This is a genomic window from Dactylosporangium vinaceum, from assembly GCF_019904175.1.
In the GTDB taxonomy this organism is placed as follows: Bacteria; Actinomycetota; Actinomycetes; order Mycobacteriales; family Micromonosporaceae; genus Dactylosporangium; species Dactylosporangium vinaceum.
In genome coordinates this window covers 10,798,684-10,822,570 of the sequence record NZ_CP061913.1, presented here as the reverse complement: position 1 = coordinate 10,822,570, position 23,887 = coordinate 10,798,684, and the positions used below count along the sequence as shown (strand labels likewise).

The window sequence follows — 23,887 nt, the reverse complement described above, 5'->3', positions numbered from 1 at the left end:
CTGTACCACAACGTTTACCCGATCTCACATGCGCAACTCGGGACTGAGACGTGTACGGAACGCAACGGCACTAGGCTCCCTCGTAGGAACAGCGGTAGGAAGAGCGACCACGACTAGGGGTGCGAGACTGTGATCGACCTGAGCCGGATCGTCAAGGCCTACGACGTGCGGGGGACGGTGCCCGACCAGCTCAACGAGCCGGTGGCGGAAGCGCTGGGCCGCGCGTTCGTGCAGACGCTGCGGGCCCGCGGCGAGTTCGCCGAGAAGATCGTGACGGCGCATGACATGCGCGCCTCCGGGCCGGCCCTGGCGACCGCCTTCGCCAACGGGGCCCGGGCCGAGGGCGCCGACGTGCTGGAGGCCGGGCTGGGCTCGACCGACCTGCTGTACTACGCCTCCGGCGTGCTCGACCTGCCCGGGGCCATGTTCACCGCGAGCCACAACCCCGCCCAGTACAACGGGATCAAGCTCTGCAAGCAGGGCGCCAAGCCGGTCGGGCAGGACAGCGGCCTGACCGAGATCCGCGAGCGGGCGCAGCAGATCCTCGACAGCGGGGCGCCCCGGGTCACTGACGGTGATCTCAAGGGTGGCATCGAGCAGTACAGCCTCCTGGAGCGCTACGCCACGCACCTGCTCGGGCTCGTCGATCTCTCCGCCATCCGGCCGCTGACGGTCGTCGTCGACGCCGGCAACGGCATGGGCGGCTACACCGTGCCGGCGGTGCTGGGCTCGGGCCTGCCGCTGACGATCATTCCGCTGTACTTCGAGCTCGACGGCACCTTCCCCAACCACGAGGCCAACCCGCTGGAGCCGGCCAACCTGGTCGACCTGCAGGCCAAGGTCCGCGAGACCGGGGCCGACATCGGCCTGGCCTTCGACGGTGACGCCGACCGCTGCTTCGTCGTCGACGAGCGCGGCGAGGCCGTCTCCCCGTCGGTGATCACGGCGATGGTGGCCGTCCGCGAGCTGGCCAAGGAGCCGGGCGCCACGGTCATCCACAACCTGATCACCTCGAAGGTCGTCCCGGAGATCGTCCGCGAGCACGGCGGCGAGCCGGTCCGGACCCGGGTCGGGCACTCGTTCATCAAGGCCGAGATGGCCCGCACCGGCGCGATCTTCGGCGGCGAGCACTCGGCGCACTACTACTTCCGCGACTTCTGGGGTGCCGACACCGGCATGCTGGCCGCGCTGCACACCCTGGCCCTGCTCGGCGGTCAGGCCGCGCCGCTGTCGACGCTGGCCAAGGACTACGAGCGCTACGCGGCCTCGGGGGAGATCAACTCCACGGTCGCCGACACCGCGGCGAAGATGGCCGAGGTCGAGCAGGCGTTCCCGGTGGAGATCGACAGGCTCGACGGGATCACCCTGTCGTTCCCGGACGGAAGCTGGGCCAACGTGCGCCCGTCCAACACCGAGCCGCTCCTGCGGCTTAACGTTGAGGCTCCGACCGCGGAGCGGATGGCCGCGCTGCGCGATGAGATGCTGGCCGTGATCCGCCGCTGAGAAGGAGTTGGAACGCGTGTCCGTGGACCCCGCCCTGCTTGCGATACTGCGCTGCCCCGACGAGCACCACGCCGAGTTGCGCCATGACGCCGAGGAACAGACGCTGACCTGTACGGAGTGCGGCCGGATCTTCGAGATCCGCGACGGGATCCCCGTGCTGCTGCTCGACGAGGCCCGCCAGCCGGCCGGCGACGAGGGAGGCATCGCATGAACGGTCCGGAGCGCAGCGGAGGGGCCGTTCATCGGCTGGCACAGGGCTTGGTTCAGGCTGCTGACGAGCGAAGCGAGGAGGCGGCATGAACCCGCTTGAGGGGACCGCTGGGGTCCGTGGACACCGCGAGATCGACCTGGCGCTGCTGGACAACGCCGAGGCGCTGGCGAAGAACGACCCGGGCGGCATGCTGCGGGCGACCGCGTCGGCCGGCGCCCAGGTGCGGGAGGCGGCCACCCTGGCCGCCGAGACCGACCTGAGCGCGCTGGCCGACGAGGGCCGCCCGCGGGCCGTCGTCGTCGCGGGCGTCGGCACGGCCGCGCGCACCGGTGACATCCTGGAGACCGTCGCCGGGCCGCGCTGCCCGGTGCCGGTCCTGGCCCATCGCAGCGCGGGCATCCCCGGCTGGGTCGGTGCGGCCGACGTGGTCATCGCCGTCTCCGCGTCGGGCCGGTCCCCGGAGGCCCTCGCGGCCGCCGAGGCCGCCGGGCGCCGCGGGGCCCGGCTGGTCGCCATCGGCGCGCCCGACACCCAGCTGCACGCGCTGGCCGACCGCTTCCGGGCGCCGTTCATCCCGGTCCCGCGGCGGGCCCCGGCCCGGGCCAGCCTCTGGGGCCTCACCGTCCCGGTGCTGCTGGCCGCCCGGCAGCTCGGCCTGGTCAAGGTCACCGAGGCCGACTTCGCCGAGACCGCCTCGCGGCTGGACGCCGACGCCGAGCGGTGCCGGACCCAGCTGGAGTCGTTCGTCAACCCGGGCAAGAGCCTGGCCCTGGACCTGGCCCACTCCGTGCCGATCGTCTGGGGCTCCTCGCCGCTGGCCACCGTGGCCGCCCGCCGGTTCGGTGACACGCTGGCGGCCAACGCCCGCTACCCCGCAGTCGTCGGCGCGCTCGGCGAGGCCGGCCGCGGCCGGGTCGGGCTGCTCGACGGCGTCTACGGCGGCCTGGCCGAGGACTCGCGCGACATCTTCGCCGACCCCGGCGACGAGGACGACAACCCGGCCACCCGGCTGCGCCTGGTCCTGCTCCGCGACGGCGGGCTGACCGCCGACGATGAGGAGGCCGACGGCGAGCCGGTCGCCGTCGAGGAGCGCCGGGCCGAGGCCGTGCAGGAGCTGGCCGAGCGGCGCGGCGTGCGGGTCAGCCTGATCACCGCCGAGGGCGGCTCCGCGCTGGAGCGCCTGGCCTCGCTCGTCGCGGTGCCCGACTTCACCTCGATCTACCTTGGTCTTGCCCACGGCTTCGACCCGATGGCCGTCCCTGCTGTGTCCGAGATGAAGGATCTGGTTTCTCCATGAGCGTGCTGGAGCGAAGCGGAAGAGGCCCGAGCCATGGACACCGCCATGGCGACGCTCGCCGCAGCGAAGCGGAGGCGATGTGAGTACTGAGGGCGGGACGAAGGCGATCTTGGCGGCCCTCGCCGCCAACCTCGGCATCGCCGTCACCAAGTTCATCGCGTTCTTCCTGACCGGCTCCTCGTCGATGCTGGCCGAGGCCATCCACTCGGTCGCCGACTCCGGCAACCAGGGCCTGCTGCTGCTCGGCGGCAAGCAGGCGTCGAAGCAGGCGACCGCCCGCCACCCGTTCGGATACGGCCGGGAGCGCTACATCTACGCCTTCATCGTCGCCGTCGTGCTGTTCTTCGTCGGCGGCGTCTTCGCCATCTACGAGGCGTGGCACAAGATCTCCCACCCGGAGCCGATCGAGTCCTGGCAGTGGGTGCCGGTGGCGGTGCTGGTCGCCGCGATCGCCATGGAGGGCTTCTCCTTCCGCACCGCGATCGCCGAGACCCGCAAGATCAAGGGCAAGGCGACCTGGGTCCAGTTCATCCGCCGGGCCAAGGAGCCGGAGCTGCCGGTCATCCTGCTGGAGGACTTCGCCGCGCTGGTGGGCCTGGTGCTCGCGCTGTTCGGCGTCGGGCTCACCCTGATCACCGGCAACGGGATCTGGGACGGCATCGGCACCGCGGCCATCGGTGTGCTGCTGCTCCTGGTCGCCGCCGTGCTCGCGGTCGAGATGAAGAGCCTGCTGGTCGGCGAGGCGGCCACGCCGGAGCAGGTCGACGCCATCGAGGCGGCGATCACCGACGGTCCCGAGGTGGAGCGCGTGATCCACATGCGCACCGTGCACCTCGGCCCGGACGAGCTGCTGGTGGCGGCCAAGATCGCGGTGCGGCACAACGAGACGGCCGACGAGATCGCCCGCGGGATCGACGCGGCCGAGGAGCGCATCCGGGCCGCGGTCCCGATCGCCCGGGTGATCTACCTGGAGCCCGACATCTACCGGGCGAGCAAGGCCGGCGAGGCGGCGGACAAGACGACGGCTCCGGCGGAGGCGCACTGACCATGGAGCTGCTCGACAGTCCCATCCGCAAGTACGCATGGGGGTCGCACACCGCGATCGCCAACCTCCAGGGCCGGCCGGCGCCCACGGCCGACCCCGAGGCCGAGCTGTGGATGGGCGCCCACCCGGCGAGCCCGTCCCGGCTGGCCGTGAGCGGCGCCTCGCTCGTCGACGCGATCGCGGCCGACCCGGTGACCCTGCTGGGCGCGGCAAACGTCGAGCGCTTCGGCACCCGGCTGCCGTTCCTGCTCAAGGTGCTGGCGGCCGCCCAGCCGCTCTCGCTGCAGGCCCACCCGACGCTCGACCGGGCCCGGGAGGCCCACGCGGCCGGGCACGGCTCCTACGTCGACGCCTGGCACAAGCCGGAGATGCTCGTCGCGCTCACCGACTTCGACGCGCTGTGCGGCTTCCGCGACCCGGCGGCGGCCGCGGCCGACCTGGCCGCGCTCGGCGTGGAGCGGCTCAAGCCGACGGTCGACGCGCTGCGCCAGGAGGACCCGGCGGCGGCCCTGCACGACGCGGTCCGCGGCCTGCTGGGTGCCCCGGACGCCGAGCTGGTCGGCGAGGTGGTGGCCGCGTGCGCGCCGCGGGTGGCCGAGAAGCCGGCGTACGACCTAGTGGCGGGGCTGGCCGAGCAGTATCCGGGCGACGCCGGCGTGATCGTCGCCACGCTGCTCAACCGCATCCGGCTGCGCCCCTCCGAGGCGGTCTGGATGCCGGCCGGCAACCTGCACGCCTACCTGCGCGGCGTCGGGGTGGAGATCATGGCCGCCTCCGACAACGTGCTGCGCGGCGGCCTGACCCCGAAGCACGTCGACGTCGAGGAGCTGCTGCGGGTGCTGCGCTTCGAGGTGCTCGACGAGCCGGTGACCCACGCGGCGGACCTGGGCGGCGGGCTCTCGGCCTACCCCGTTCCGCTGCCCGACTTCGCGCTGCACCGGGCGGTGCTCGACGCCGACCGGCCCGCGGTCCGGCTGCCCGGCGGCGGACCCCGGATCGTGCTGTGCACGCGGGGCTCGCTCCGGGTCGACGACGGGGCGGTGCCGGTGACGCTGAGCGCCGGCCAGGCCGCCTTCGCCCCGGCCAGCCGGCCCGAGCTCTCATTGAGCGGCGCCGGCGAGGCTTTCCAGGCGGCCACGCCGCTGCCGTAACCCACACGGGCTGCTGAACCGGGCGCGCTGCGACTCTCGCAGCGCGCCCGGTCTCGTTAGGCATCCAAAGCGTCCGATTTAGGAGCAATTGCTTGACAATTCGGTTGCGCAGGGTAGTCTCATAGTTACGCAGAGCTTGAGACATGGTCCAAGCAACATGCGGGGGAACCAAACCGGGGGGAAGAGCAGGGCGGTGAGAGCGATCTCGCCGCCCTGCTCGCTGTCTACCGGCCGTTTCAGGTGCGGGTATAGGGGTGCTTTACCGGGGCTCCAGCCTTGCCGCGTACCGTGAAGGGTCGCCGTCCAGCCTCTGCAGACCAGGAGATCGAATTGACCAGCACGCTGCCGCCGAGCACCGTCGCCGACGGGGACTTCAAGGTGGCTGATCTGTCCCTCGCCGCGTTCGGGCGTAAGGAGATCCAGCTCGCTGAGCACGAGATGCCGGGCCTGATGGCCATCCGGCGTGAGTTCGCGGCGGCGCAGCCGCTCAAGGGCGCGCGGGTGACCGGCTCGCTGCACATGACGATCCAGACCGCGGTGCTGATCGAGACGCTCGTGGCGCTCGGTGCGCAGGTGCGCTGGGCCAGCTGCAACATCTTCTCGACCCAGGACCACGCCGCGGCGGCGATCGCGGTGGGTCCGGAGGGCACCCCGGAGAAGCCGGCCGGGGTGCCGGTCTTCGCGTGGAAGGGTGAGACCCTCGAGGAGTACTGGTGGTGCACCGAGCAGGTGCTGCTGTGGCCCGATGGGCAGGGCCCGAACATGATCCTCGACGACGGCGGCGACGCCACGCTGCTGGTCCACAAGGGTGCCGAGTTCGAGGGGGCCGGTGCGGTGCCGTCACCGGACACCGCCGACTCCGAGGAGTACGCGGTCATCCTGGGGCTGCTGCAGCGTTCCATCGGTGAGGACAACCGCCGCTGGACCCGGATCGCGGCCGGGATCAAGGGCGTCACCGAGGAGACCACCACCGGCGTGCACCGCCTGTACGAGATGCAGCAGGCCGGCACGCTGCTGTTCCCGGCGATCAACGTCAACGACTCCGTCACCAAGTCGAAGTTCGACAACAAGTACGGCTGCCGGCACTCCCTCATCGACGGCATCAACCGCGCCACCGACGTGCTCATCGGCGGCAAGGTCGCGGTCGTGTTCGGCTACGGCGACGTGGGCAAGGGCTGCGCGGAGTCGCTGCGCGGGCAGGGCGCGCGGGTCATCGTCACCGAGGTCGACCCGATCTGCGCGCTGCAGGCCGCGATGGACGGCTACCAGGTCGCCACCATCGACGACGTCGTGGAGAGCGCCGACATCTTCATCACCGCGACCGGCTGCCTCGACGTCATCACCGCCGAGCACATGGCCCGCATGAAGCACCAGGCCATCGTGGGCAACATCGGCCACTTCGACAACGAGATCGACATGGCCGGCCTCGCCAACCGCTCCGACGTGACCCGCATCACCATCAAGCCCCAGGTCGACGAGTGGAAGTTCGACGACGGCCACTCCATCATCGTGCTGTCCGAAGGCCGCCTGCTCAACCTCGGCAACGCCACCGGACACCCCTCCTTCGTCATGTCCAACAGCTTCGCCAACCAGACCATCGCCCAGATCGAGCTGTTCACCAAGACCGACGAATACCCGATCGGCGTCTACACCCTGGCCAAGCACCTCGACGAAAAAGTCGCCCGCCTCCACCTCGACGCCCTCGGCGTCCGCCTCACCGAACTCACCAAAAAGCAGGCCGAATACCTCGGCATCCCCGTCGAAGGCCCCTACAAGGCCGACCACTACCGGTACTGACATCCGCCTGCACTGCACTGCGCTCGACGAAGGGCCCCGCCGGATCGCTCCGGTGGGGCCTTTTTCACTCAAGTTCCACGAGCTTGTAGTCGATGGCGGTGTGGCCTAAGGTAAAGCTGACCTAAGTTAGCAAAGCCTTACCTGCGGAGTCTGCGTGACCGCCATCTACCTGATCGGCCTGCGCGAGGGCCTCGAGATCACCCTGGTGGTTTCGATCCTCGTCGCCTTCCTGGTCAAGTCCGACCGCAAGCACCTGCTGAAGTGGGTGTGGTCGGGCGTCGCGGTCGCGGCACTGCTCTCCATCGGGGTGGCCGCGCTGCTGCAGGCCGGCACCGCATACCTCTCCGGCCCCCATCAGGAGCTCGTCGACGCGATCGCCTCGCTCATCGCCGTCGTCTTCGTGACGTTCATGATCTTCTGGATGCGCCGGATGGCCCGCCAGATGAGCAAGGAGCTGCGCGGCCGGCTCGAGGACGCGATCCAGGTCGGCCCGTTCGCGGTGGCCGGCATGGCCTTCCTCGCCGTCGCCCGCGAGGGCCTGGAGACGTCGATCCTGTTCTTCGCCGCGGCCCAGGGCGCCGACGACTGGCAGCCCTTCGTGGGCATCACGCTCGGCCTGGCCACCGCGGTCGTGCTCGGCTTCCTGCTCTACGCCAGCGCCGTGCGGATCAACCTGACCAAGTTCTTCACCTGGACCGGGGCCCTGCTCGTGCTCGTGGCCGCCGGCATCCTCAAGTACGGGGTCCACGACCTGCAGGAGGCCAACGTCCTGCCGGGCCTGAACAACCATGCGTTCGACCTCACCGGCGCGCTGCCGCCGACCGCCTGGTACGCGGAGCTGCTGCGCGGCATGTTCAACTTCACGCCCCAGCCGTCAGTGCTCGAGACGATCGCCTGGATCGCTTACGGAGTGCCGGTGCTCGTGCTCTTCCTGCTGCCGATGCTGCGCAAGCCGGCGCCGGAGCCGGCGCCGTCGAACGCCTGATTGCTCACTCCACCCTTCCTTTTGTAGGAGAACCATGCGTACTGCACGCCTGTTCGCGCTCGGTGCCGTACCGGCGCTGGCCCTGGCCGGCCTCACCGCCTGCGGTGACGACAAGCCTCCGGCCGCGCAGAGCAGCTCGAACGGCAAGATCGCCGTGACCGCTACCGACACCGAGTGCAAGGTCGAGAAGACCGAGGCGGCCTCCGGCCCGGTCACCTTCACCGTCAGCAACAAGGGCGGGAAGGTCACCGAGTTCTACGTGTACGCGACCGGCGATCGGATCATCGGCGAGGTGGAGAACGTCGCGCCCGGCCTCACCCGCGAGCTGATCGTGGAGCTGGCCGCCGGCACCTACGAGACCGCCTGCAAGCCCGGCATGGTCGGCAACGGCATCCGGGGCGCGTTCAAGGCCACCGGTGAGAGCAAGCCGCTGACCGACGACGCCAAGCTCTCGCAGGCGACGAAGGACTACCAGCAGTACGTGAAGAACAACACCGGCGCGCTCATCGCCAAGACGACGGAGTTCGTCAACGCGGTCAAGGCCGGCGACGCCGAGAAGGCCAAGGCGCTCTTCCCGGTCGCCCGCACCTACTGGGAGCGGATCGAGCCGGTGGCCGAGAGCTTCGGCGACCTCGACCCGGCGATCGACGCCCGCGAGGCCGACCTGGAGGCGGGCCAGGAGTGGACCGGCTTCCACAAGATCGAGAAGGACCTCTGGGTCACCAAGGACATCAGCAAGTCCGGCCCGACCGCCGACAAGCTGCTCGAGGACGTCAAGACGATCGTGGCCAAGGCCGAGACCGTCCAGCTCTCCCCGATCGAGCTCGCCAACGGCGCCAAGGAGCTGCTCGACGAGGTCGCCACGGGCAAGATCACGGGCGAGGAGGACACCTTCTCGCACACCGACCTGTGGGACTTCCAGGCCAACCTCGAAGGCTCGAAGGCGGCGATCGCCGCGCTGCGGCCGGTGATCGAGGAGAAGGACGCCGCCCTGGCCAAGAGCCTGGACGACAAGTTCGCGGCGGCGCAGGCGGAGCTGGACAAGCACCGCAGCGGCGACGGATGGAAGCTGCACAACGAGCTGTCCGAGGCCCAGCTGAAGTCCCTCGGCGACGCCATCAACGCCCTGGCTGAGCCGATCAGCAAGGTGGCCCCGCTGGTCGCCTCCAAGTAGCGGCCGGCTCGAAGTAGCGAGTGACGCTGAAGTCGCGAGTGACGCTGGAAGAAGGGCTCGGTATGGATCGTCGCAAGATGCTCGGACTCGCCGGAGCCGGGGCCCTCGGGGCCGCGGCCGGCGGGGCCGTCGCCATGGAGGTCTTCGACGGGGCACTGCCCGCCCAGGCCAACGACGCGGGCGCGGCGGTGCCCTTCTACGGCGGCCACCAGGCCGGGATCATCACGCCCGCCCAGGACCGGCTGCACTTCGTCGCCTTCGACGTCATCACCGACAAGAAGGCCGAGCTCGTCGAGCTGCTGCAGAAGTGGACCGCGGCGGCCGCCCGGATGACGCAGGGCCGGGACGCGGGTGTCATCGGTGCCGTCAACGGGGTGCCGGAGGCGGCGCCCGACGACACCGGCGAGGCCCTGGGCCTGCCACCCTCCGGGCTCACGCTGACGATCGGCTTCGGCCCGACGCTGTTTCGCACCGCGGAGGGCAAGGATCGGTTCGGCATCGCCGACAAGCGCCCGGCCGCCCTGGCCGACCTGCCGAAGTTCGCCAAGGACGCCCTCCAGCCGGAGATCTCCGGCGGCGACATCTGCGTGCAGGCGTGCGCCCACGACCCGCAGATCGCCGTGCACGCGGTGCGCAACCTGGCCCGCATCGGCTTCGGGGTGGTGAGCGTCCGCTGGTCCCAGCTGGGCTTCGGGCGCACCTCCTCGACATCGGTGACCCAGCAGACCGCGCGCAACCTGTTCGGCTTCAAGGACGGCACGGCCAACCTCAAGGCCGAGGAGCCCAAGCTCCTCGACGAGCAGCTCTGGGTGGCCGGCGGCGACGGCCCGGACTGGATGACCGGCGGTTCTTACATGGTCACCCGCAAGATCCGGATGCTCATCGAGACCTGGGACCGCACCTCGCTCGCCGAGCAGGAGGCGATCATCGGCCGCAACAAGGGCGAGGGCGCCGCGCTGGGCTCGGCCAAGGAGTTCGACGAGCCGAACTTCGACGCGACGGGCTCCGACGGCGCCCCCGCCATCGCCCGGGACGCCCACGTGCGGCTCGCCCACCAGCAGTTCAACAACGGTGCGCGGCTGCTGCGGCGGGGGTACAACTTCGTCGACGGCTCCGACGGGCTCGGCCGGCTCAACGCCGGGCTGTTCTTCATCGCCTATCAGCGCGACCCGCGCAAGCAGTTCGTGGCGATCCAGACCCGGCTTTCGCGGCAGGATGCGCTCAACGAGTACATCCGGCACGTCTCCAGTGGGCTGTTCGCCTGCCCGCCGGGGGTCTCCGGCGCGGACGACTACTGGGGTCGTGCCCTCTTCGTCTGAGCCCGCCCCCTATGGTGGCCGGGTGGCGTTTGTTACTGGAAGGCAAATGCGAGGCGTGGCCGTGGCGCTGACGGCGGTCGCGCTGCTGCTCGGCGCGTGCACCGGCGGCGGCTCCGGCAAACCGTCCCCGACGGCCACCATCGGGTTCGCGGACTGCGAGAAGAATCCGACCACCTGCAACGGTGGCGAGCTGAAGCTCGGCGGGTCATACACCTACGGCCTCGAGCGCACCATCGCCAACTGGAACGTCAACACGAAGGACGGCGCCTCACCGAGCACCAAGCAGGCCCTGTCCGGCCTGCTCCCGCAGGTGTTCGAGGTCGACCCGCAGGGCCGCCTCCAGCTCAACGCCGACCTGATGATCAGCGCCGACATCACCAACCAGAACCCCGAGACGATCGTCTACAAGATCCGTCCCGACGCGGTCTGGAGCGACGGCATTCCCATCACCGCCGACGACTTCATCTTCTCGTGGAAGCAGAACTCCGGTAACCCGCTGCACTGCAACGGCTGCACACCGGCCGCCACGGCGGGGTACGACGTCATCAAAAGCATTGTCGGTTCGGACAGTGGCAAGACCGTCACCATGACGTTCACCGATGGCAAGACCTTCGGCGACTGGAAGGGCAACTTCTCCAACGACGGGCTCTACCCCTCGCACCTGGCCACCAAGCAGGGCTACGACCTCGCCAAGCCCGACGGCGTCTACGCGGCCTCCGACTGGTTCGCCCGCACCGTCCCGACCTGGTCGGGAGGCCCGTACCAGATCGACTCGTACGACCGCGACAAGAGCCTGGTGCTGAAGAAGAACGACAAGTGGTACGGCAAGACCAAGCCGTCGTTGGACACCATCACGTTCAGGTTCATCACCGACCCGGCCGCGATCCTCCCCGCCCTCAAGGCCAAGGAGATCACCGGCATGTCGCCGACGCCCTCGCAGACCCTTGTCGCGGGCGTCTCCGGCACGCCCGGAGTGATCTACGAGGTGGGCGAGAGCTACGCGTGGGAGCACCTGATGCTCAACGTGCGCAACAAGTATCTGGCCGACCCCGTCCTGCGCCGGGCCCTGTTCACCGAGGTCAGCGTCAAGACCGTCGTCGAGAAGACGTACGGTGCCTTCGACAAGGACCTCAAGCCGCTGGGCAGCCACAACTTCGTGCCCGGGGACACCGGCTACAAGGACGTCATCTCCGGCACCGGCCAGGGCACCGGCGACAGCGAGAAGGCCAAGAAGCTGCTCACCGCCGCCGGCTACAAGCTCGACAACGGCCGGCTGTCCACGAAGGCCGGCGAGGCGGTGCCGACGCTGCGGCTGCGCTACGACAAGGACAACGCCATCCGCTCCGCGGCCGCCGAGCTGATCTCGGCCGCCCTGAAGAACATCGGCATCGACGCCCGCCCGGAGCCGGCCGACAACCTCCAGCAGGCCCTCACCGCGGGCGACTTCGACCTGGTGCTGTCCGACTTCGTCAACGGCCCGCTGTACCAGGGCGCGGCCGAGCGGCGGTGGGCCACGGGGGCGGCCGGCAACTACGGTGGCTACTCCAACGCCGAGCTGGACCGGCTGGTGCACGCGGCGGCCATCGACGTCGACCCGAGGCATGCCGCCGACACCCTGAACCAGGCCGACGACCTGCTGACGAAGGACGCGTACGTCCTGCCGCTCATGCAGCGCCCGACGCTGACGTTCACGTACTCGGAGTACGCGAACATTCGCGACAACCCGTCGGTCTGGGGCCCGACCTACAACATCGGCGAGTGGGGCCTGCGCTCGACCTGATCCTGCGGCGGCTGCAGCGGAGCCCACTGGCCGCCCAACTGCTGCGGCCGGCTCGGCGGCAGGATGCGGGGCGTGATCGCGGTGTACAGCCCCGGCCACACGGCCGCCGAGGCGGCGCGGGCCCGGGCCAGCCGGCGGCTCGCCCGGCGGTGGCGCTCGGCCAGGACCGCGGCCAGGTACGCCCAGCCCGGCACGTTCGGCGGGGGCGGCGGCGTGGTGCAGGCGGCCACCTCGCGGGCCAGCGCCTGGCCGAGTGCGGTGCGGGCCGGCTCGCCGATCTCGCGGTTGCGGGCCAGGAAGTGCCGCACCGCCAGGGCGAGGCTGTCGTCCAGGCCGGTCAGGTCCAGGTTGCGGGCCCACTGCGTCAACGGCGGCGGCATCGCCGGGACCCAGCCCCAGCCGGCCGGGGTCCGCTCGTGGATCACGATAGTGCCGGCCACCAGGTCACCGATCCGCTTGCCGCTCGGGTTGAGCATGAGCACGCCCAGGCTGCCCAGCCAGGACACGACCGGGAAGAGCAGGCCCGGCCACTCGATCGCGAAGCCGACGAGCGCCCGCGTCAGCGCGTGGCGGAAGCGGACCGGGCCGCCGTCGTCGCGGACCACCCGCAGGCCCATCGCCGCCTTGCCGGGCGTGCGGCCGTGCAGGATCGTCTCCCAGAACACCGGGTATCCGATGAGCGTGACGACCATCAGGATGACCACGATCGCCTGGAGGAGACCGCCGTCGAAGATGTTCGCCTCGAGCGTCAGGTACACCACGATCGCCGTGACCATCACCAGCGCCTGGAGCAGCAGGCACTGCAGCACGATGTCGAGCATCAGCGCGAGCACCCGCGAGCCGGCCCGGGCCAGGCGCACCTCGAGCTCGACGGCCTCGCCGCTGACGAGCCGCTCGCCGGGCGCCGCGGTGTCGGTCATGGCTGACAGTCTGCTATAGCCGCGCACGTCATGGGGGCCGCGTGGGGATGCCCCGGCCGTCTACGCTGCCAGCGTGGACCTCGACGCCTACGTCAACGAGCACAACGCCGAGTGGCGGCGGCTCGACGAGCTGTCACGCAGGCGGCGGCTCAACGCGGGCGAAGCGGACGAGCTCGTGGCGCTGTACCAGCGCGCGGCCACCCACCTGTCGCTGATCCGCAGCCGCTCGCCCGACCCGATCCTCGTCGCGCGCCTGTCCCGGCTGGTGCTGGCCGGGCGCAACGCGATGACCGGCACCCCGTCGTTCTCGATGGCCACGGTGGGCCGGTTCTTCACGCACACCTTCCCGCTCACCGTCTACCGGGCCTGGCCCTGGTGGTGCGGCGTGGCGACCGCGTTCTCGCTGTTCACATTCACGCTTATCGGGTACGTCGCGGCGAATCCCGAGGTGGCCGGCTACTTCATGTCGGACGGGGCGATAAGCGCCCTGGTCAACAATGAGTTCGAGGGGTACTACAGCCAGTTCCTCCCGCAGAACCAGCTCCTGCGCGTCTGGACCAACAACGCCCTGCTCACCGGCGAGGTCCTGGCCTCCGGTGTGATTTTCTTCCCGGTCGTGTACCTGCTGTTCAACAACGCGCTGAACATGGGCCTGATCGGCGGCGTGATGATCGCCTACGGCCGCGGCGACCTGTTCTTCGGCCTGATCGTGCCGCACGGGCTGCTGGAGCTGACGGCCGTGTTCATCGGGGCCGGCGTCGGCCTGCGCATCGGCTGGTCCTGGGTCGCCCCGGGCCCCCTGCGCACGCGCGGCCGGGCGCTGGCCGAGACCGCCTCGGAGGGGATGCTCGTCGCCCTCGGCCTGGTCGGGGTCCTGCTGGTGAGCGGCCTGCTGGAGGCGTTCGTGACGCCGAGCCCGGTGCCCAACATCCTCAAGGACTTCATCGGCTTCATCGTCTGGGGAGCATTTCTCTTGTACGTCTTCATCCTCGGCCGCAACGCGGAGGCAGAGGGAGCCAGCGCGGCGATCGAGGGTGAGATCGCCCAGGAGTCACTGCCGGCCGCGTGAGCGGTACGGAGCGAAGCGGAGGCGGCGGCGCTACTTACAGCCGTCCCGTGTGCTTGAGCGCGAGGTAGCGGTCGGTCAGGCGGGAGGCGAACTCGTCGGCCGGAGCGTCGACGACCTCCACGCCGTGGCGGCGCAGGGCGGCGGCCACCCGGTCCCGCTCGGCCAGGGCCCGCTGGGCGGCGGCCGCGGTGTAGACGGCGGCCGGGTTCGCGTCGTCGGGCACCCGGCTCATGCGGGTCAGCTCGGGGTCGTGCACGGCCGCCACGATCACCTTGTGCTTGGCCGCCAGCTGGGGCAGCACCGGCAGCAGGCCCTCGCCGAGCGCGCCCGGCTCCAGCGCCGTGAACAGCACGACCAGGGCCCGCTTGCGCTCGCGGCGCAGGACCTCGCCGGCGACCAGGCCGAAGTCGGTCTCGACGAGCGCCGGCTCCAGCGGAGCCATAGCGGTGACCAGGCGGAACAGCAGCGTGCGCTTGTCGACGTTGGTGAGCGAGGCGCGCACCGCGGTGTCCACGGCGAGCAGGTCCACCCGGTCGTCGGCGCGGGCGGCCACGGAGGCGAGCAGCAGGGCGGCGTCCATGGCCGCGTCCAGGCGCGGCTCGTCGCCGATGCGGGCGGCCGAGGTCCGGCCGGTGTCGAGCACGCAGACCAGGCGCCTGTCGCGCTCGGGGCGCCAGGTGCGCACCACGATGTCGGAGCGGCGGGCGCTGCCGCGCCAGTCGATCGAGCGGACGTCGTCGCCGACGACGTACTCGCGGAGGGTGTCGAACTCGGTGCCCTGGCCGCGGCCGCGGGTCACCACGGAGCCGTCGAGCACGCGCAGGCGTGACAGCTTCTCCGGCAGCAGGCGACGGCTGTGGAACCGGGGGTACACCCGCATGCGCCACTTCGGCGTGAGCCGGTCGGCGCTCGCCCGGCTCGTCTGGCGGTACGCCAGCCCGAACGGCCCGACCGAGCGCACGAGCACCCGCACCGCCGCCCGGTCGCCGCGCCGGGTCGGGGTGAGCCGGGTGACCAGGGCGACCGCGCGGCCCGGCTCGATGCGCACGTCGTGCATCGTGGGGGTCGCGCCCGCCGACGGCACCCACGCATCGCGCACCCGCCCGGTGAGCACCCGGTCGGAGCGGTTGTGCACCAGCAGGGTCACCTCCCCGCTCTCGCCCAGCCACAGCGACTGGTCACCGGTGCGGCTCAGCTTCAGCAGCCGCGGCGACGCCGCGTTGATCCAGTCGACGACGCAGGCCGCGGCGACGAGGAGGACGAACACCCCGGCCCCGATCCACAGCCCGGCGGGCGGGATCGCGGCGCCGCCGATGAGCCCGACCAGCGCCAGCAGCACGGCCCCGCCCCCGAGCAGCGCCGCCGCCCGCCACGTGATCATGCAGCGGCCCTATCGCGGGGTCGGGACGGTGGCCAGCACCGACTCGAGCACGTTGTCGGTGGTCACGCCCTCCAGCTCGGCCTCCGACCGCAGCCGCACCCGGTGCCGCAGCGTCGGGCGGGCCAGGGCCTTCACGTCGTCCGGGGTCACGTAGTCGCGCCCGGTGAGCCAGGCCCACGCCTTGGCCGCGGCGAGCAGGGCGGTGGCCCCGCGCGGAGAGGCGCCGAGCTCCAGCGACGGCGAGACGCGGGTCGCCCGGCAGAGGTCGACGATGTACGCGAGCACGCCGTCGGCGACCGCCACCCGCTGCACCGCCGCCCGCCCGAGGGCCAGGTCGGCCGCGGTGGCGACCGGCTGCACGCCGGCCTCGCGCAGCTTGCGCGGGTCGAAGCCGTTGTGGTGCGCGCGCAGCACGCCGAGCTCCTCGTCGCGGGTCGGCAGCGGCACCGTGAGCTTGAGCAGGAACCGGTCGAGCTGGGCCTCGGGCAGCGGATAGGTGCCCTCGTATTCGATCGGGTTCTGCGTCGCGGCGACCAGGAACGGGTCGGGCAGCGGCCGCGACGAGCCCTCCACCGACACCTGCCGCTCCTCCATGACCTCCAGCAGTGACGCCTGGGTCTTGGGCGGCGTCCGGTTGATCTCGTCAGCCAGCAGCAGGTTGGTGAAGACCGGCCCTTCGCGGAACTGGAACTCGGCGCTGCGGGCGTCAAAGATCAGCGAGCCGGTGACGTCGCCGGGCATCAGGTCGGGGGTGAACTGCACCCGCTTGAAGTCCAGGTCGAGCGCGGCCGACAGGGTGCGGATGAGCAGTGTCTTGGCGACGCCGGGCACGCCCTCCAGCAGCACGTGGCCGCGGGCGAGCAGCGCGATGACCATGCCGGTCACCACCGCGTCCTGGCCGACGACGACCTTGGCCACCTCGGCGCGCAGGCGGCTGAGCGCGGCCCGGGCCTGCTGGGCGCCGGCCTCCGGCGAGCCTTCGATCAGCGGCGTGACGATATCGGTCACCGGGGATCTCCTTCGACGGGCGCGGCTGTGTTCGGCTGGGTCGCCGGCGTTGTGCCTGGTTGTTCGGTGGTGACGGCGTTGACGAGCTGCTCGAGGCGCACGGCGGCGGCCACGAGGTCGGCGTCGGTCGCGGGCGGCGGCCCGAACAGCGTCTGGTCGACGACCGGCGGCGGCCAGCCGCTGCTCGCGGTGACCGCCTCGATCAGGACGCCGCGGGTGACGTCGGCGTCGAGGCGCAGCAGGCGGGTCAGCCGGACGATCGCGGAGTGCCGCAGGACCTGCAGCGACTCCGCGCGGGCCCTGGCGCGCTGATACAGCCGGCCCCGGCCGAGCGCGGTCTCGCTGGAGCGCACGACGACCGGCAGCGGCTCGACCACCGGCGCGCCGAGCCGCCGGGCCATCGCCACGGCCAGCATGATCACACCGAGCGCCAGCATGGCGGTCACCACGTACGTCCACGGCGGGAACGCGCTCCACAGCGGGTTGGGCGGCTGCGGCGGCTGCTCCTGCTCCTGGTCGCCGTCGTCGCTGTTGACGTCGCCCCGGGCCGGCGGCCGGGCGGTGGAGCCCGGGCCGGGGATCGGGAAGTCGGTCTCGCCCGGGTTCTCCGGGTCGACCGGGCGCAGCGAGGCCGGGGCTTCCGGGGCACCGGCCAGACCGGGGTCGTTGGTGACGCCCGGCGGCGGCTCGCGCCGGTGCAGGTCGAGCCAGACGAGCCGGGGCGCGCCGGTGAGCAGCGCGGTGGTCAGCTCGGCGTTGCCGCGCTCGTCGCCCCGGTCGTTGCGGAACGGGTCGGCCGAGCCAACGACGGTGACGGGCGCGGAGCCCGGCCGCTGGTAGACGATGAGCGAGTCGGCGTAGCAGCGGGCGACCTCGCGGCCCAGCGACTCGTCGAGCGGGCCGTAACGGGTGCGCACCACCTCGGCCGCCCCCGCCCGGACGGCCGGCGCGTAGTCGCAGCCGGGCGCCGTGGTCCGGGCCACATAGCTGCGGGCGGTGCCGACCATCGGCAGCAGGCCGTCGGTGATGACCGCCGCGTCCGGCTCGATGATCACGACCCGGGTCGACGGCGGCAGCAGCTTGAGCATGCGCAGGTAGAACCTGTGCACGAGCTGCGGCGTGGTGATCAGCAGGGTGGCGTTGCCGCTGGAGGCCGCGACGAGCGCGTCGGCGCTCTTGCGCTCGGGGATGATCTGCACGCCTGCGGCCCGGACCCGGTCGGCCAGGTCGGCCGCACCGATCCCGGCGTGGCTCGTCGGCCCGAGATAGTCGGCGTCATCGAGGTCCGGCTGCTCCCACTGGTACACCACCGTCCCCAGCAGCATCAGCACCAGCAGGGCCACCGGGGGGATCACCAGCCGCAGCCAGCGCTTCGAACGCTTTTTCGCGGTCGTGCTCCGCTGCGCGGACCGCACCGGTGCGGTGGCGGTCATCGGTTCACCTCCGCGGCGAACTCGCGCATGCGGCTGTCGTGCTCGGCGGTGGCCGGGCGCTCGCCGTACCAGATGTCGGAGAAGATGCCCGACGCGTTGCGCATCGGGGCCTCCACCGCGGGCCGGGCCGCGCCCGCCGCCCGGGCGAGCTCGGTGACGGTCATGCCGGGCCGGTGCTCGAGGATCTCCCGCTCGACGAGGCCGCGCACCATCGACCGGAGCCGCTCGCGGACGGCCTCGGCGTAGCGGCCCTCGGCGGCGAGCCGGTCGGCCAGCGAGGCGAACACGTGCGCCGGCAGCTCCGGCACCTCCTCGTCGGCGGACGGCTCGGCGTCCGGCTCCGGCTCCTCGTCCTCGTCGGGATCGACGTCGATCTGGTCCTGCTCGCCCTTGCCCTGGCGCCGGAAGCGCAGCCGCGGGAACCGTTTCGGGACCCACCGCGGATAGAAGTAGTACAGAACGCCGAACAGGATGGCCGCCAACAGCAGCAGAACCGCCGCCAGTGGTACTCCGAGCAGGTCGTCGACGAGCTGGAGGAGCTCGGCCCAGGCGCGGGTCATCGCACCGCCGCCCCGAGGATGACCGAGCCGGCCAGGTCGATCGGGCGGTCGAGGCGGCGCAGCCGGCCGATGGCCACGTCGAGCCCCTCGACCCGCATCCGGACCTCGAGGTAGAGCACCGCGTCGATGCAGGCGAGCGTGGCGTAGGCCACGGCGTCCACGACCGCCCAGACCGCGATCATCGCGAGCGCGTAGCCGGTCTCGCGCCTGTTCCACCAGATCCCCAGCACGGCCGAGCCGCCGACGCCGAGGGCCAGGCGGATCGCGGCCCAGCTGACGTAGGCCCCCACCCGGATGAACACGCCACGCAGCCCCCGCCCGGCGAGCTTGAACGAGCGCCCGATCGCCCGGAACGGCCCGACCCGGTCGACCATGAGCGCGGGCGCGGCCAGCCCGAAGAGCCCGTAGACCCACGGCCAGGGCAGCATCAGCACCAGCGAGGTGACGAAGACCAGCGGGGCGGCGGCGAGCGCGATCACCAGCAGCGGCAGGGCCCGGCGGCCCACCTGGCGCAGCAGGTCACGGGGGCGGGCCCGCTGCCCGAGCAGCCCCGGCCCGGCCGCGGCCCCGGCGAACCCGCCCAGCAGGGCCAGGATCGCCGCCTCGGTGCTCATGCCGGCGCAGAAGACCAGCCAGCCGGCGCCGAGGTGGCGGCTCCAGTCGAACGTGTACGCGGGCGGGTGCAGGTTGGCCCACTGCCGCAGCGGGTAGAGCAGCGCCTGCTCGATCGCGGCCAGCCCGAGCGCGGCCAGGAGCAGCAGCGGGGCCTGGGCGCGCAGGAGCGACACGGCACCGTCGAGCAGCTCACCAAAGGTGAGCGGGCGCAGCGGTATCACGGCCCGGGTCTCCTCCACGCGGACACCGTAGTCGGCCGATGCGACTTCGGCGGTCCGAGTGACCGAGAGTTACAAGATCGGCACAACCTGGTGGTCTTTGCCCAAGATCCGCGATCGGGTTCCCACATTGGGGCGCGGGGGTGAAATATTGGACCGCATGAGAGCCCGTGTCCTGGTGGTCGACGACGACCCCGCCCTTGCCGAGATGCTCGGCATCGTCCTGCGCAGCGAAGGCTTCCTGCCGTCCTTCGTCGCCGACGGTGAGCGCGCGCTGGCCGCCTTCCGGGACACCCGCCCCGACATCGTGCTGCTCGACCTGATGCTGCCCGGCATGAGCGGGATCGACGTGTGCCGGTCCATCCGGGCCGAGTCCGGCGTGCCGATCGTCATGCTCACCGCCAAGAGCGACACGGTCGACGTGGTCCTGGGCCTGGAGTCCGGGGCCGACGACTACGTGATGAAGCCGTTCAAGCCCAAGGAGCTCGTCGCCCGCATGCGCGCGCGGCTGCGCCGGGGCGAGGACGTGGCGCCGGAGCTGCTGACCATAGGGCCACCGGGCAACCAGATCACCATCGACGTGCCGGCCCACACCGTCATGCGCGACGGCGAAGAGGTCAAGCTGACCCCGCTGGAGTTCGACCTGCTGGTGGCGCTCGCCCGCAAGCCGCGCCAGGTGTTCACCCGCGAGGTGCTGCTGGAGCAGGTGTGGGGCTACCGCCACGCCGCCGACACCCGCCTGGTCAACGTCCACGTGCAGCGACTGCGGGCCAAGATCGAACCCGATCCCGAGAAGCCCGAGATCATCCTCACCGTCCGTGGCGTCGGCTACAAGGCCGGGACCGGTTAGGCCGATTCGTGGTGCGCATCGACCCGATAATCGTGCGAGCCCGCCGCCTGCGACCGCGGCGGATCATTCCGCAGTCCGTGAGCCGGCGCGTGCGCCGGTTCTGGGCCGTGGCCCGGCGGCAGTGGCGCCGCTCGCTGCAGTTCCGCGTCGTCGGCATCACGCTGGCGCTGTCCGCCGCCCTCGTGCTGGCCTTCGCCTACACGGTGGCCTCCCTGATCAGCAACGGCGTGCTGTCGGGCAAAATCGATCAGTCGAAGTCGATGGTCGACACCGGAGCCGGCTACGCCATGCGCGAGCTGTCCGGCTTCACCCAGGCCGACGACCCCGGCCTGGACCCGAGCCTCAACAACGTCGTGACCCAGCTCTACGGGTCGGTCAACGACCAGGAGGCCGAGGTCGTCATGCTGCGCCGCGGCGGCCCGCCGGCCTTCTGGCCCCGGGCCCGCAAAGGCACGGTCATGGACGACCCGCAGGTGCGCGGCATCCGGACCCTGGTGGTCGGCTCCAAGAGCGGCATCTATGAGCAGATCGCCACGCTCGACATCGGCGACGGGCTCCAGAAGTACCTCGTGATGGGCACCGCCGTCCCGGTGGGCCCGGTGCCGATCGAGCTGTACTACGTCATCCCGCTCAAGACCGAGGACGGGCTCGTCCAGTTCACCGGGGCCGTCGTCACCGGCACCGGCATCGCCCTCGTCGCGCTGCTCGCGCTCATCGCGGCCATGATGACCCGCCTGGTGGTCACGCCCGTGCGGGTCGCTGCGCGGACCGCCCAGCGGCTCTCGGCCGGCCTGCTCGACCAGCGCATGGTGGTGCGCGGCGAGGACGATCTGGCCCGGCTGGCCGCGGCGTTCAACCAGATGGCGGCCAACCTCCAGCGCCAGATCGTGCGCCTGGAGGAGATGTCCCGGCTCCAGCGCCGGTTCACGTCCGACGTGTCACACGAGCTGCGCACGCCGCTGACCACCGTGCGGATGGCGGCCGACCTGCTCTTCTCCTCCCGCGAGGACTTCGACCCGGCGGCCGCCCGCAGCGCCGAGCTGCTGCAGGCCGAGCTGGACCGGTTCGAGGGCCTGCTCACCGACCTGCTGGAGATCAGCCGGTTCGACGCCGGGTTCGCCGCGCTCGACGCGGAGCCCACCGACCTGGTCCCGGTCGTGCGAAGGGTCGGCGACCAGCTGATGTCGTTGGCCGAGCGGTGCAAGGTGGAGCTGAGGGTCGTCGTGCCCGAGACCGAGGTGATCGCCGAGGTCGACCCCCGCCGCGTCGAGCGCGTGCTGCGCAACCTGGTCGGCAACGCGGTCGAGCACGGCGAGGGCAAGCCGGTCGTGGTCACCCTGGCCGTCGACGGCTCGGCGGTCGCCGTGACCGTGCGCGACCACGGCGTCGGGCTGAAGGCGGGGGAGGAGAAGCTGGTGTTCAACCGGTTCTGGCGGGCCGACCCGTCCCGGGCCCGGCAGACCGGCGGCACCGGCCTGGGCCTGTCGATCAGCCTGGAGGACGCCCGCCTGCACGGCGGCTGGCTGGAGGCGTGGGGCGCACCGGGCAAGGGCGCCCAGTTCCGCCTGACCCTGCCGGCCCGCAGCGGAGACCGCCTGGTCTCCTCGCCGCTGCGCCTGGTCCCGGACGACGCCCGCGCCGACGAGGCCGCCCTGATCGGCGAGACCCCATGACCCCGCCGCGCATGACCGGCCGGGTCCGGGCGGGGCTGGCCGGGGTGGCGGCGGCTGCGGGGCTGGCCCTGGTGGCCGGGCTGGGCGGCTGCGGGCTGCCGTCGCGGACCGAGCCGAAGTACGCGGGGCCGGCGCCGAGCCCGGCGGTGGCCCAGGGCGGGGTCAAGTCGCCGCCCGCGCCCGGCGATGAGCGGTCCACGAAGGATCTCGTGACCTCGTTCCTGGGCGCGTCGGTCGGGGCGAACCTGGGCGGCACCACCGATCCGGACGCCAGCAAAGAGGCGCTCGGGTGGATGAAGAAGTTCATGACCGACGCGACGGCCAGCACCTGGCGGCCCAAGCCGGGTGTGACGATCGTGCGCGACCCGCTGGACATCGTCCCGACCGGGGACAACAACGGGCTGGAGACGGTGCAGCTGCAGCTGCACCCGATCGGCGTGCTCAACGAGACGGGCGAGGTCGTCGTCCAGCCGCAGTCGCCCGACATCCCGGCGAGCTTCCAGACGGTGTACATCGCCGGCCGGCCCCGGCTGACCGAGGTGCCCGACCGGCTGTTCATCAGCGAGTCGGGGCTCAAGAAGTGGTACCAGCAGCGGACCATTTACTTCTGGGAGCAGGGCACCGACGATCCGCGGCTGGTGCCCGACCTGCGGTACATGCCGAACACGCTGTCGAACCCCAAACAGGTCAACCAGATCGTGGAGTGGCTCCAGAAGGGGCCGGGGGCGCTGCTGCAGAACATCGCGAAGCCGACCGAGAGCTACTTCAAGGACTCTCCGGTCGTCGGCGACACCGACGTCACGGTCAACCTCAACAGCAACGCCACCTCGCTCAAGCCCGACAAGAAGGACCGGCTGGCCCGGCAGATCCGCTGGTCGCTGCCGGGCCACCCGACGGTGCACCTGATGATCGAGAATCAGCCCGACAGCGCGAGCTCCGACGGCTACGAGGACGACAACGTCGCTCTCGAGGCGTTTGAGGCGACGAAGGTCGACAGACGGTACTGCGTCGTCAACGGCAGCGTGCGCTCCGACGTCATCGACATCAGCCACCCCGAGAGCCCGCTCTTCGCCCCCGGCGGCGACAACACCAGTGTGGTCGCCGCGGCGATCAACCGGCAGCGCGACCGGGCCGCCCTCGTCCGGACGGCCGGCGCCAACGGCCACAACGAGCAGCGGCTGTTGGTGAGCGCACCCGGGCCGGTGAGCAGCCCGCCGAAGTACCTGCCCACCAACGTCTCGGCGCCGCGGCTCAGCCGGCCCGCGTGGATCACGTATCCGGTCCGCCGGCTGCTGATCGCCGACGGCGACCACCTGCTTATCAGCACCGACGAGACCGCACAGACCTTCGAGCAGGTCAAGGGCCCCACCGGGTTCTCCACCGGGCCGATCACCGCGTTCTCGGTCTCGCCCGAGGGCCGGCGCGTCGCGTACATCGCCAACGGGGCCCTCATGGTGGCGCCGCTGCAGCTGGACAACGGCAAGCTCAGCTTCATCGGGGCGTCGGTGACGGTCCAGACGACGCTCGGCAACAACCAGGCGGTCGGCTGGCTGGGCCAGACCACCCTCGCCGTCGGCGGCCGCCCGAGCCCGCGCTCCGCCCATCCGCCGGCGCCGGCGTATTCGCTCGTCTCCGTGACCGTCGACGGGGCCGAGGAGGAGGTCCTGCCGCCGCAGTCGCGCGATGAGTCGCAGCTGGACGTGACGCAGCTTGTCGCCCAGGTCAGCAAGCCCGACGACCAGCTGGGCAACTCGGTGATGTTCGAGTCCAACGGCGTGGCCCGCCGGGTGTACTCCACGTTCAGCGACCCGCTGCAGCTCCAGGACCTGGTGCCGCCGTCGGGCAACGCCCCGCTCCGCACGCCGACCGCCCCGTTCTTCGCGGACTGAGGTGAGCAC

20 protein-coding genes are annotated in these 23,887 nt (G+C 71.5%); 14 read left to right on the top strand and 6 right to left on the bottom strand.

Annotated features, from left to right (window positions below; genetic code table 11):
- The first annotated feature begins 129 nt into the window (after nt 1-129).
- The 10 genes from Dvina_RS48655 to Dvina_RS48610 all read left to right on the top strand — a co-directional run bounded on the left by Dvina_RS48655 (nt 130) and on the right by Dvina_RS48610 (nt 12,262).
- Entirely contained in the window at nt 130-1,503 is a 1,374-nt protein-coding gene (locus Dvina_RS48655; protein WP_223098697.1) for a phosphomannomutase/phosphoglucomutase, read from the top strand.
- Between the two features lie 16 nt (nt 1,504-1,519).
- Nucleotides 1,520-1,714 (top strand): Trm112 family protein, encoded by a 195-nt coding sequence (locus tag Dvina_RS48650; protein ID WP_223098696.1) that lies wholly within the window; start codon nt 1,520-1,522, stop codon nt 1,712-1,714.
- Between the two features lie 85 nt (nt 1,715-1,799).
- The gene (locus Dvina_RS48645) at nt 1,800-3,011 is read left to right on the top strand and encodes an SIS domain-containing protein (RefSeq protein WP_223098695.1); all 1,212 of its coding nucleotides are present in this window, start codon (nt 1,800-1,802) and stop codon (nt 3,009-3,011) included.
- 79 nt (nt 3,012-3,090) lie between these two features.
- The gene (locus tag Dvina_RS48640; protein WP_223098694.1) at nt 3,091-4,056 is read left to right on the top strand and encodes a cation diffusion facilitator family transporter; all 966 of its coding nucleotides are present in this window, start codon (nt 3,091-3,093) and stop codon (nt 4,054-4,056) included.
- 2 nt (nt 4,057-4,058) lie between these two features.
- Entirely contained in the window at nt 4,059-5,207 is a 1,149-nt protein-coding gene (gene manA / locus Dvina_RS48635) for a mannose-6-phosphate isomerase, class I (protein WP_223098693.1), read from the top strand.
- 330 nt (nt 5,208-5,537) lie between these two features.
- Nucleotides 5,538-7,004 (top strand): adenosylhomocysteinase, encoded by a 1,467-nt coding sequence (gene ahcY, locus Dvina_RS48630; RefSeq protein ID WP_246655808.1) that lies wholly within the window; start codon nt 5,538-5,540, stop codon nt 7,002-7,004.
- A gap of 154 nt (nt 7,005-7,158) precedes the next feature.
- The gene (gene efeU / locus Dvina_RS48625; RefSeq protein ID WP_223098692.1) at nt 7,159-7,989 is read left to right on the top strand and encodes an iron uptake transporter permease EfeU; all 831 of its coding nucleotides are present in this window, start codon (nt 7,159-7,161) and stop codon (nt 7,987-7,989) included.
- Nucleotides 7,990-8,023: 34 nt separating this feature from the next.
- Nucleotides 8,024-9,163 (top strand): iron uptake system protein EfeO, encoded by a 1,140-nt coding sequence (efeO, locus tag Dvina_RS48620; protein ID WP_223098691.1) that lies wholly within the window; start codon nt 8,024-8,026, stop codon nt 9,161-9,163.
- Between the two features lie 62 nt (nt 9,164-9,225).
- Nucleotides 9,226-10,482, top strand: coding sequence for an iron uptake transporter deferrochelatase/peroxidase subunit (gene efeB, locus Dvina_RS48615; RefSeq protein WP_223106141.1), 1,257 nt, complete (start codon nt 9,226-9,228; stop codon nt 10,480-10,482).
- Nucleotides 10,483-10,528: 46 nt separating this feature from the next.
- Nucleotides 10,529-12,262: an ABC transporter family substrate-binding protein gene (locus Dvina_RS48610; RefSeq protein ID WP_223098690.1), complete on the top strand. Its 1,734-nt coding sequence runs from the start codon at nt 10,529-10,531 to the stop codon at nt 12,260-12,262.
- On the opposite strand, the gene Dvina_RS48605 is transcribed toward Dvina_RS48610, so the two are convergent.
- Nucleotides 12,226-13,182 carry an RDD family protein gene (locus Dvina_RS48605; RefSeq protein WP_246655806.1) on the bottom strand — a complete coding sequence of 319 codons (957 nt, stop codon included), beginning with the start codon at nt 13,180-13,182 and terminating at the stop codon, nt 12,226-12,228. The two genes, Dvina_RS48610 and Dvina_RS48605, sit on opposite strands and share 37 nt — an antisense overlap.
- Before the next feature lie 73 nt (nt 13,183-13,255).
- Between Dvina_RS48605 and Dvina_RS48600 the strand changes: the two genes are divergently transcribed.
- Nucleotides 13,256-14,251, top strand: a complete 996-nt coding sequence (locus tag Dvina_RS48600) for a stage II sporulation protein M (RefSeq protein WP_223098689.1) — start codon at nt 13,256-13,258, stop codon at nt 14,249-14,251.
- A gap of 34 nt (nt 14,252-14,285) precedes the next feature.
- Here the strand turns inward: Dvina_RS48600 and Dvina_RS48595 are convergent, their stop codons facing one another.
- The 5 genes from Dvina_RS48595 to Dvina_RS48575 are packed head-to-tail and all read right to left on the bottom strand — an operon-like array spanning nt 14,286 to nt 19,487.
- Complete coding sequence (locus Dvina_RS48595; RefSeq protein ID WP_223098687.1) at nt 14,286-15,632, bottom strand: DUF58 domain-containing protein; 1,347 nt, start codon at nt 15,630-15,632, stop codon at nt 14,286-14,288.
- A gap of 9 nt (nt 15,633-15,641) precedes the next feature.
- Entirely contained in the window at nt 15,642-16,640 is a 999-nt protein-coding gene (locus tag Dvina_RS48590; protein WP_246655805.1) for an AAA family ATPase, read from the bottom strand.
- Entirely contained in the window at nt 16,637-18,073 is a 1,437-nt protein-coding gene (locus Dvina_RS48585) for a DUF4350 domain-containing protein (protein WP_223098685.1), read from the bottom strand. Before Dvina_RS48585 ends, Dvina_RS48590 begins: the two co-directional genes overlap by 4 nt.
- Complete coding sequence (locus Dvina_RS48580; protein ID WP_223098683.1) at nt 18,070-18,633, bottom strand: DUF4129 domain-containing protein; 564 nt, start codon at nt 18,631-18,633, stop codon at nt 18,070-18,072. The genes Dvina_RS48585 and Dvina_RS48580 overlap by 4 nt, the downstream gene beginning before the upstream one ends.
- Nucleotides 18,630-19,487 carry a hypothetical protein gene (locus Dvina_RS48575; RefSeq protein ID WP_223098680.1) on the bottom strand — a complete coding sequence of 286 codons (858 nt, stop codon included), beginning with the start codon at nt 19,485-19,487 and terminating at the stop codon, nt 18,630-18,632. The genes Dvina_RS48580 and Dvina_RS48575 overlap by 4 nt, the downstream gene beginning before the upstream one ends.
- A gap of 139 nt (nt 19,488-19,626) precedes the next feature.
- Between Dvina_RS48575 and mtrA the strand changes: the two genes are divergently transcribed.
- The 3 genes from mtrA (at nt 19,627) to Dvina_RS48560 (ending at nt 23,878) form a co-directional block, all read left to right on the top strand.
- Complete coding sequence (gene mtrA, locus Dvina_RS48570; RefSeq protein ID WP_223098678.1) at nt 19,627-20,316, top strand: MtrAB system response regulator MtrA; 690 nt, start codon at nt 19,627-19,629, stop codon at nt 20,314-20,316.
- 77 nt (nt 20,317-20,393) lie between these two features.
- Entirely contained in the window at nt 20,394-21,989 is a 1,596-nt protein-coding gene (mtrB, locus tag Dvina_RS48565; RefSeq protein WP_343217090.1) for an MtrAB system histidine kinase MtrB, read from the top strand.
- Nucleotides 21,986-23,878 carry an LpqB family beta-propeller domain-containing protein gene (locus tag Dvina_RS48560; protein WP_223098675.1) on the top strand — a complete coding sequence of 631 codons (1,893 nt, stop codon included), beginning with the start codon at nt 21,986-21,988 and terminating at the stop codon, nt 23,876-23,878. The genes mtrB and Dvina_RS48560 overlap by 4 nt, the downstream gene beginning before the upstream one ends.
- The last annotated feature ends 9 nt before the right edge of the window (nt 23,879-23,887 follow it).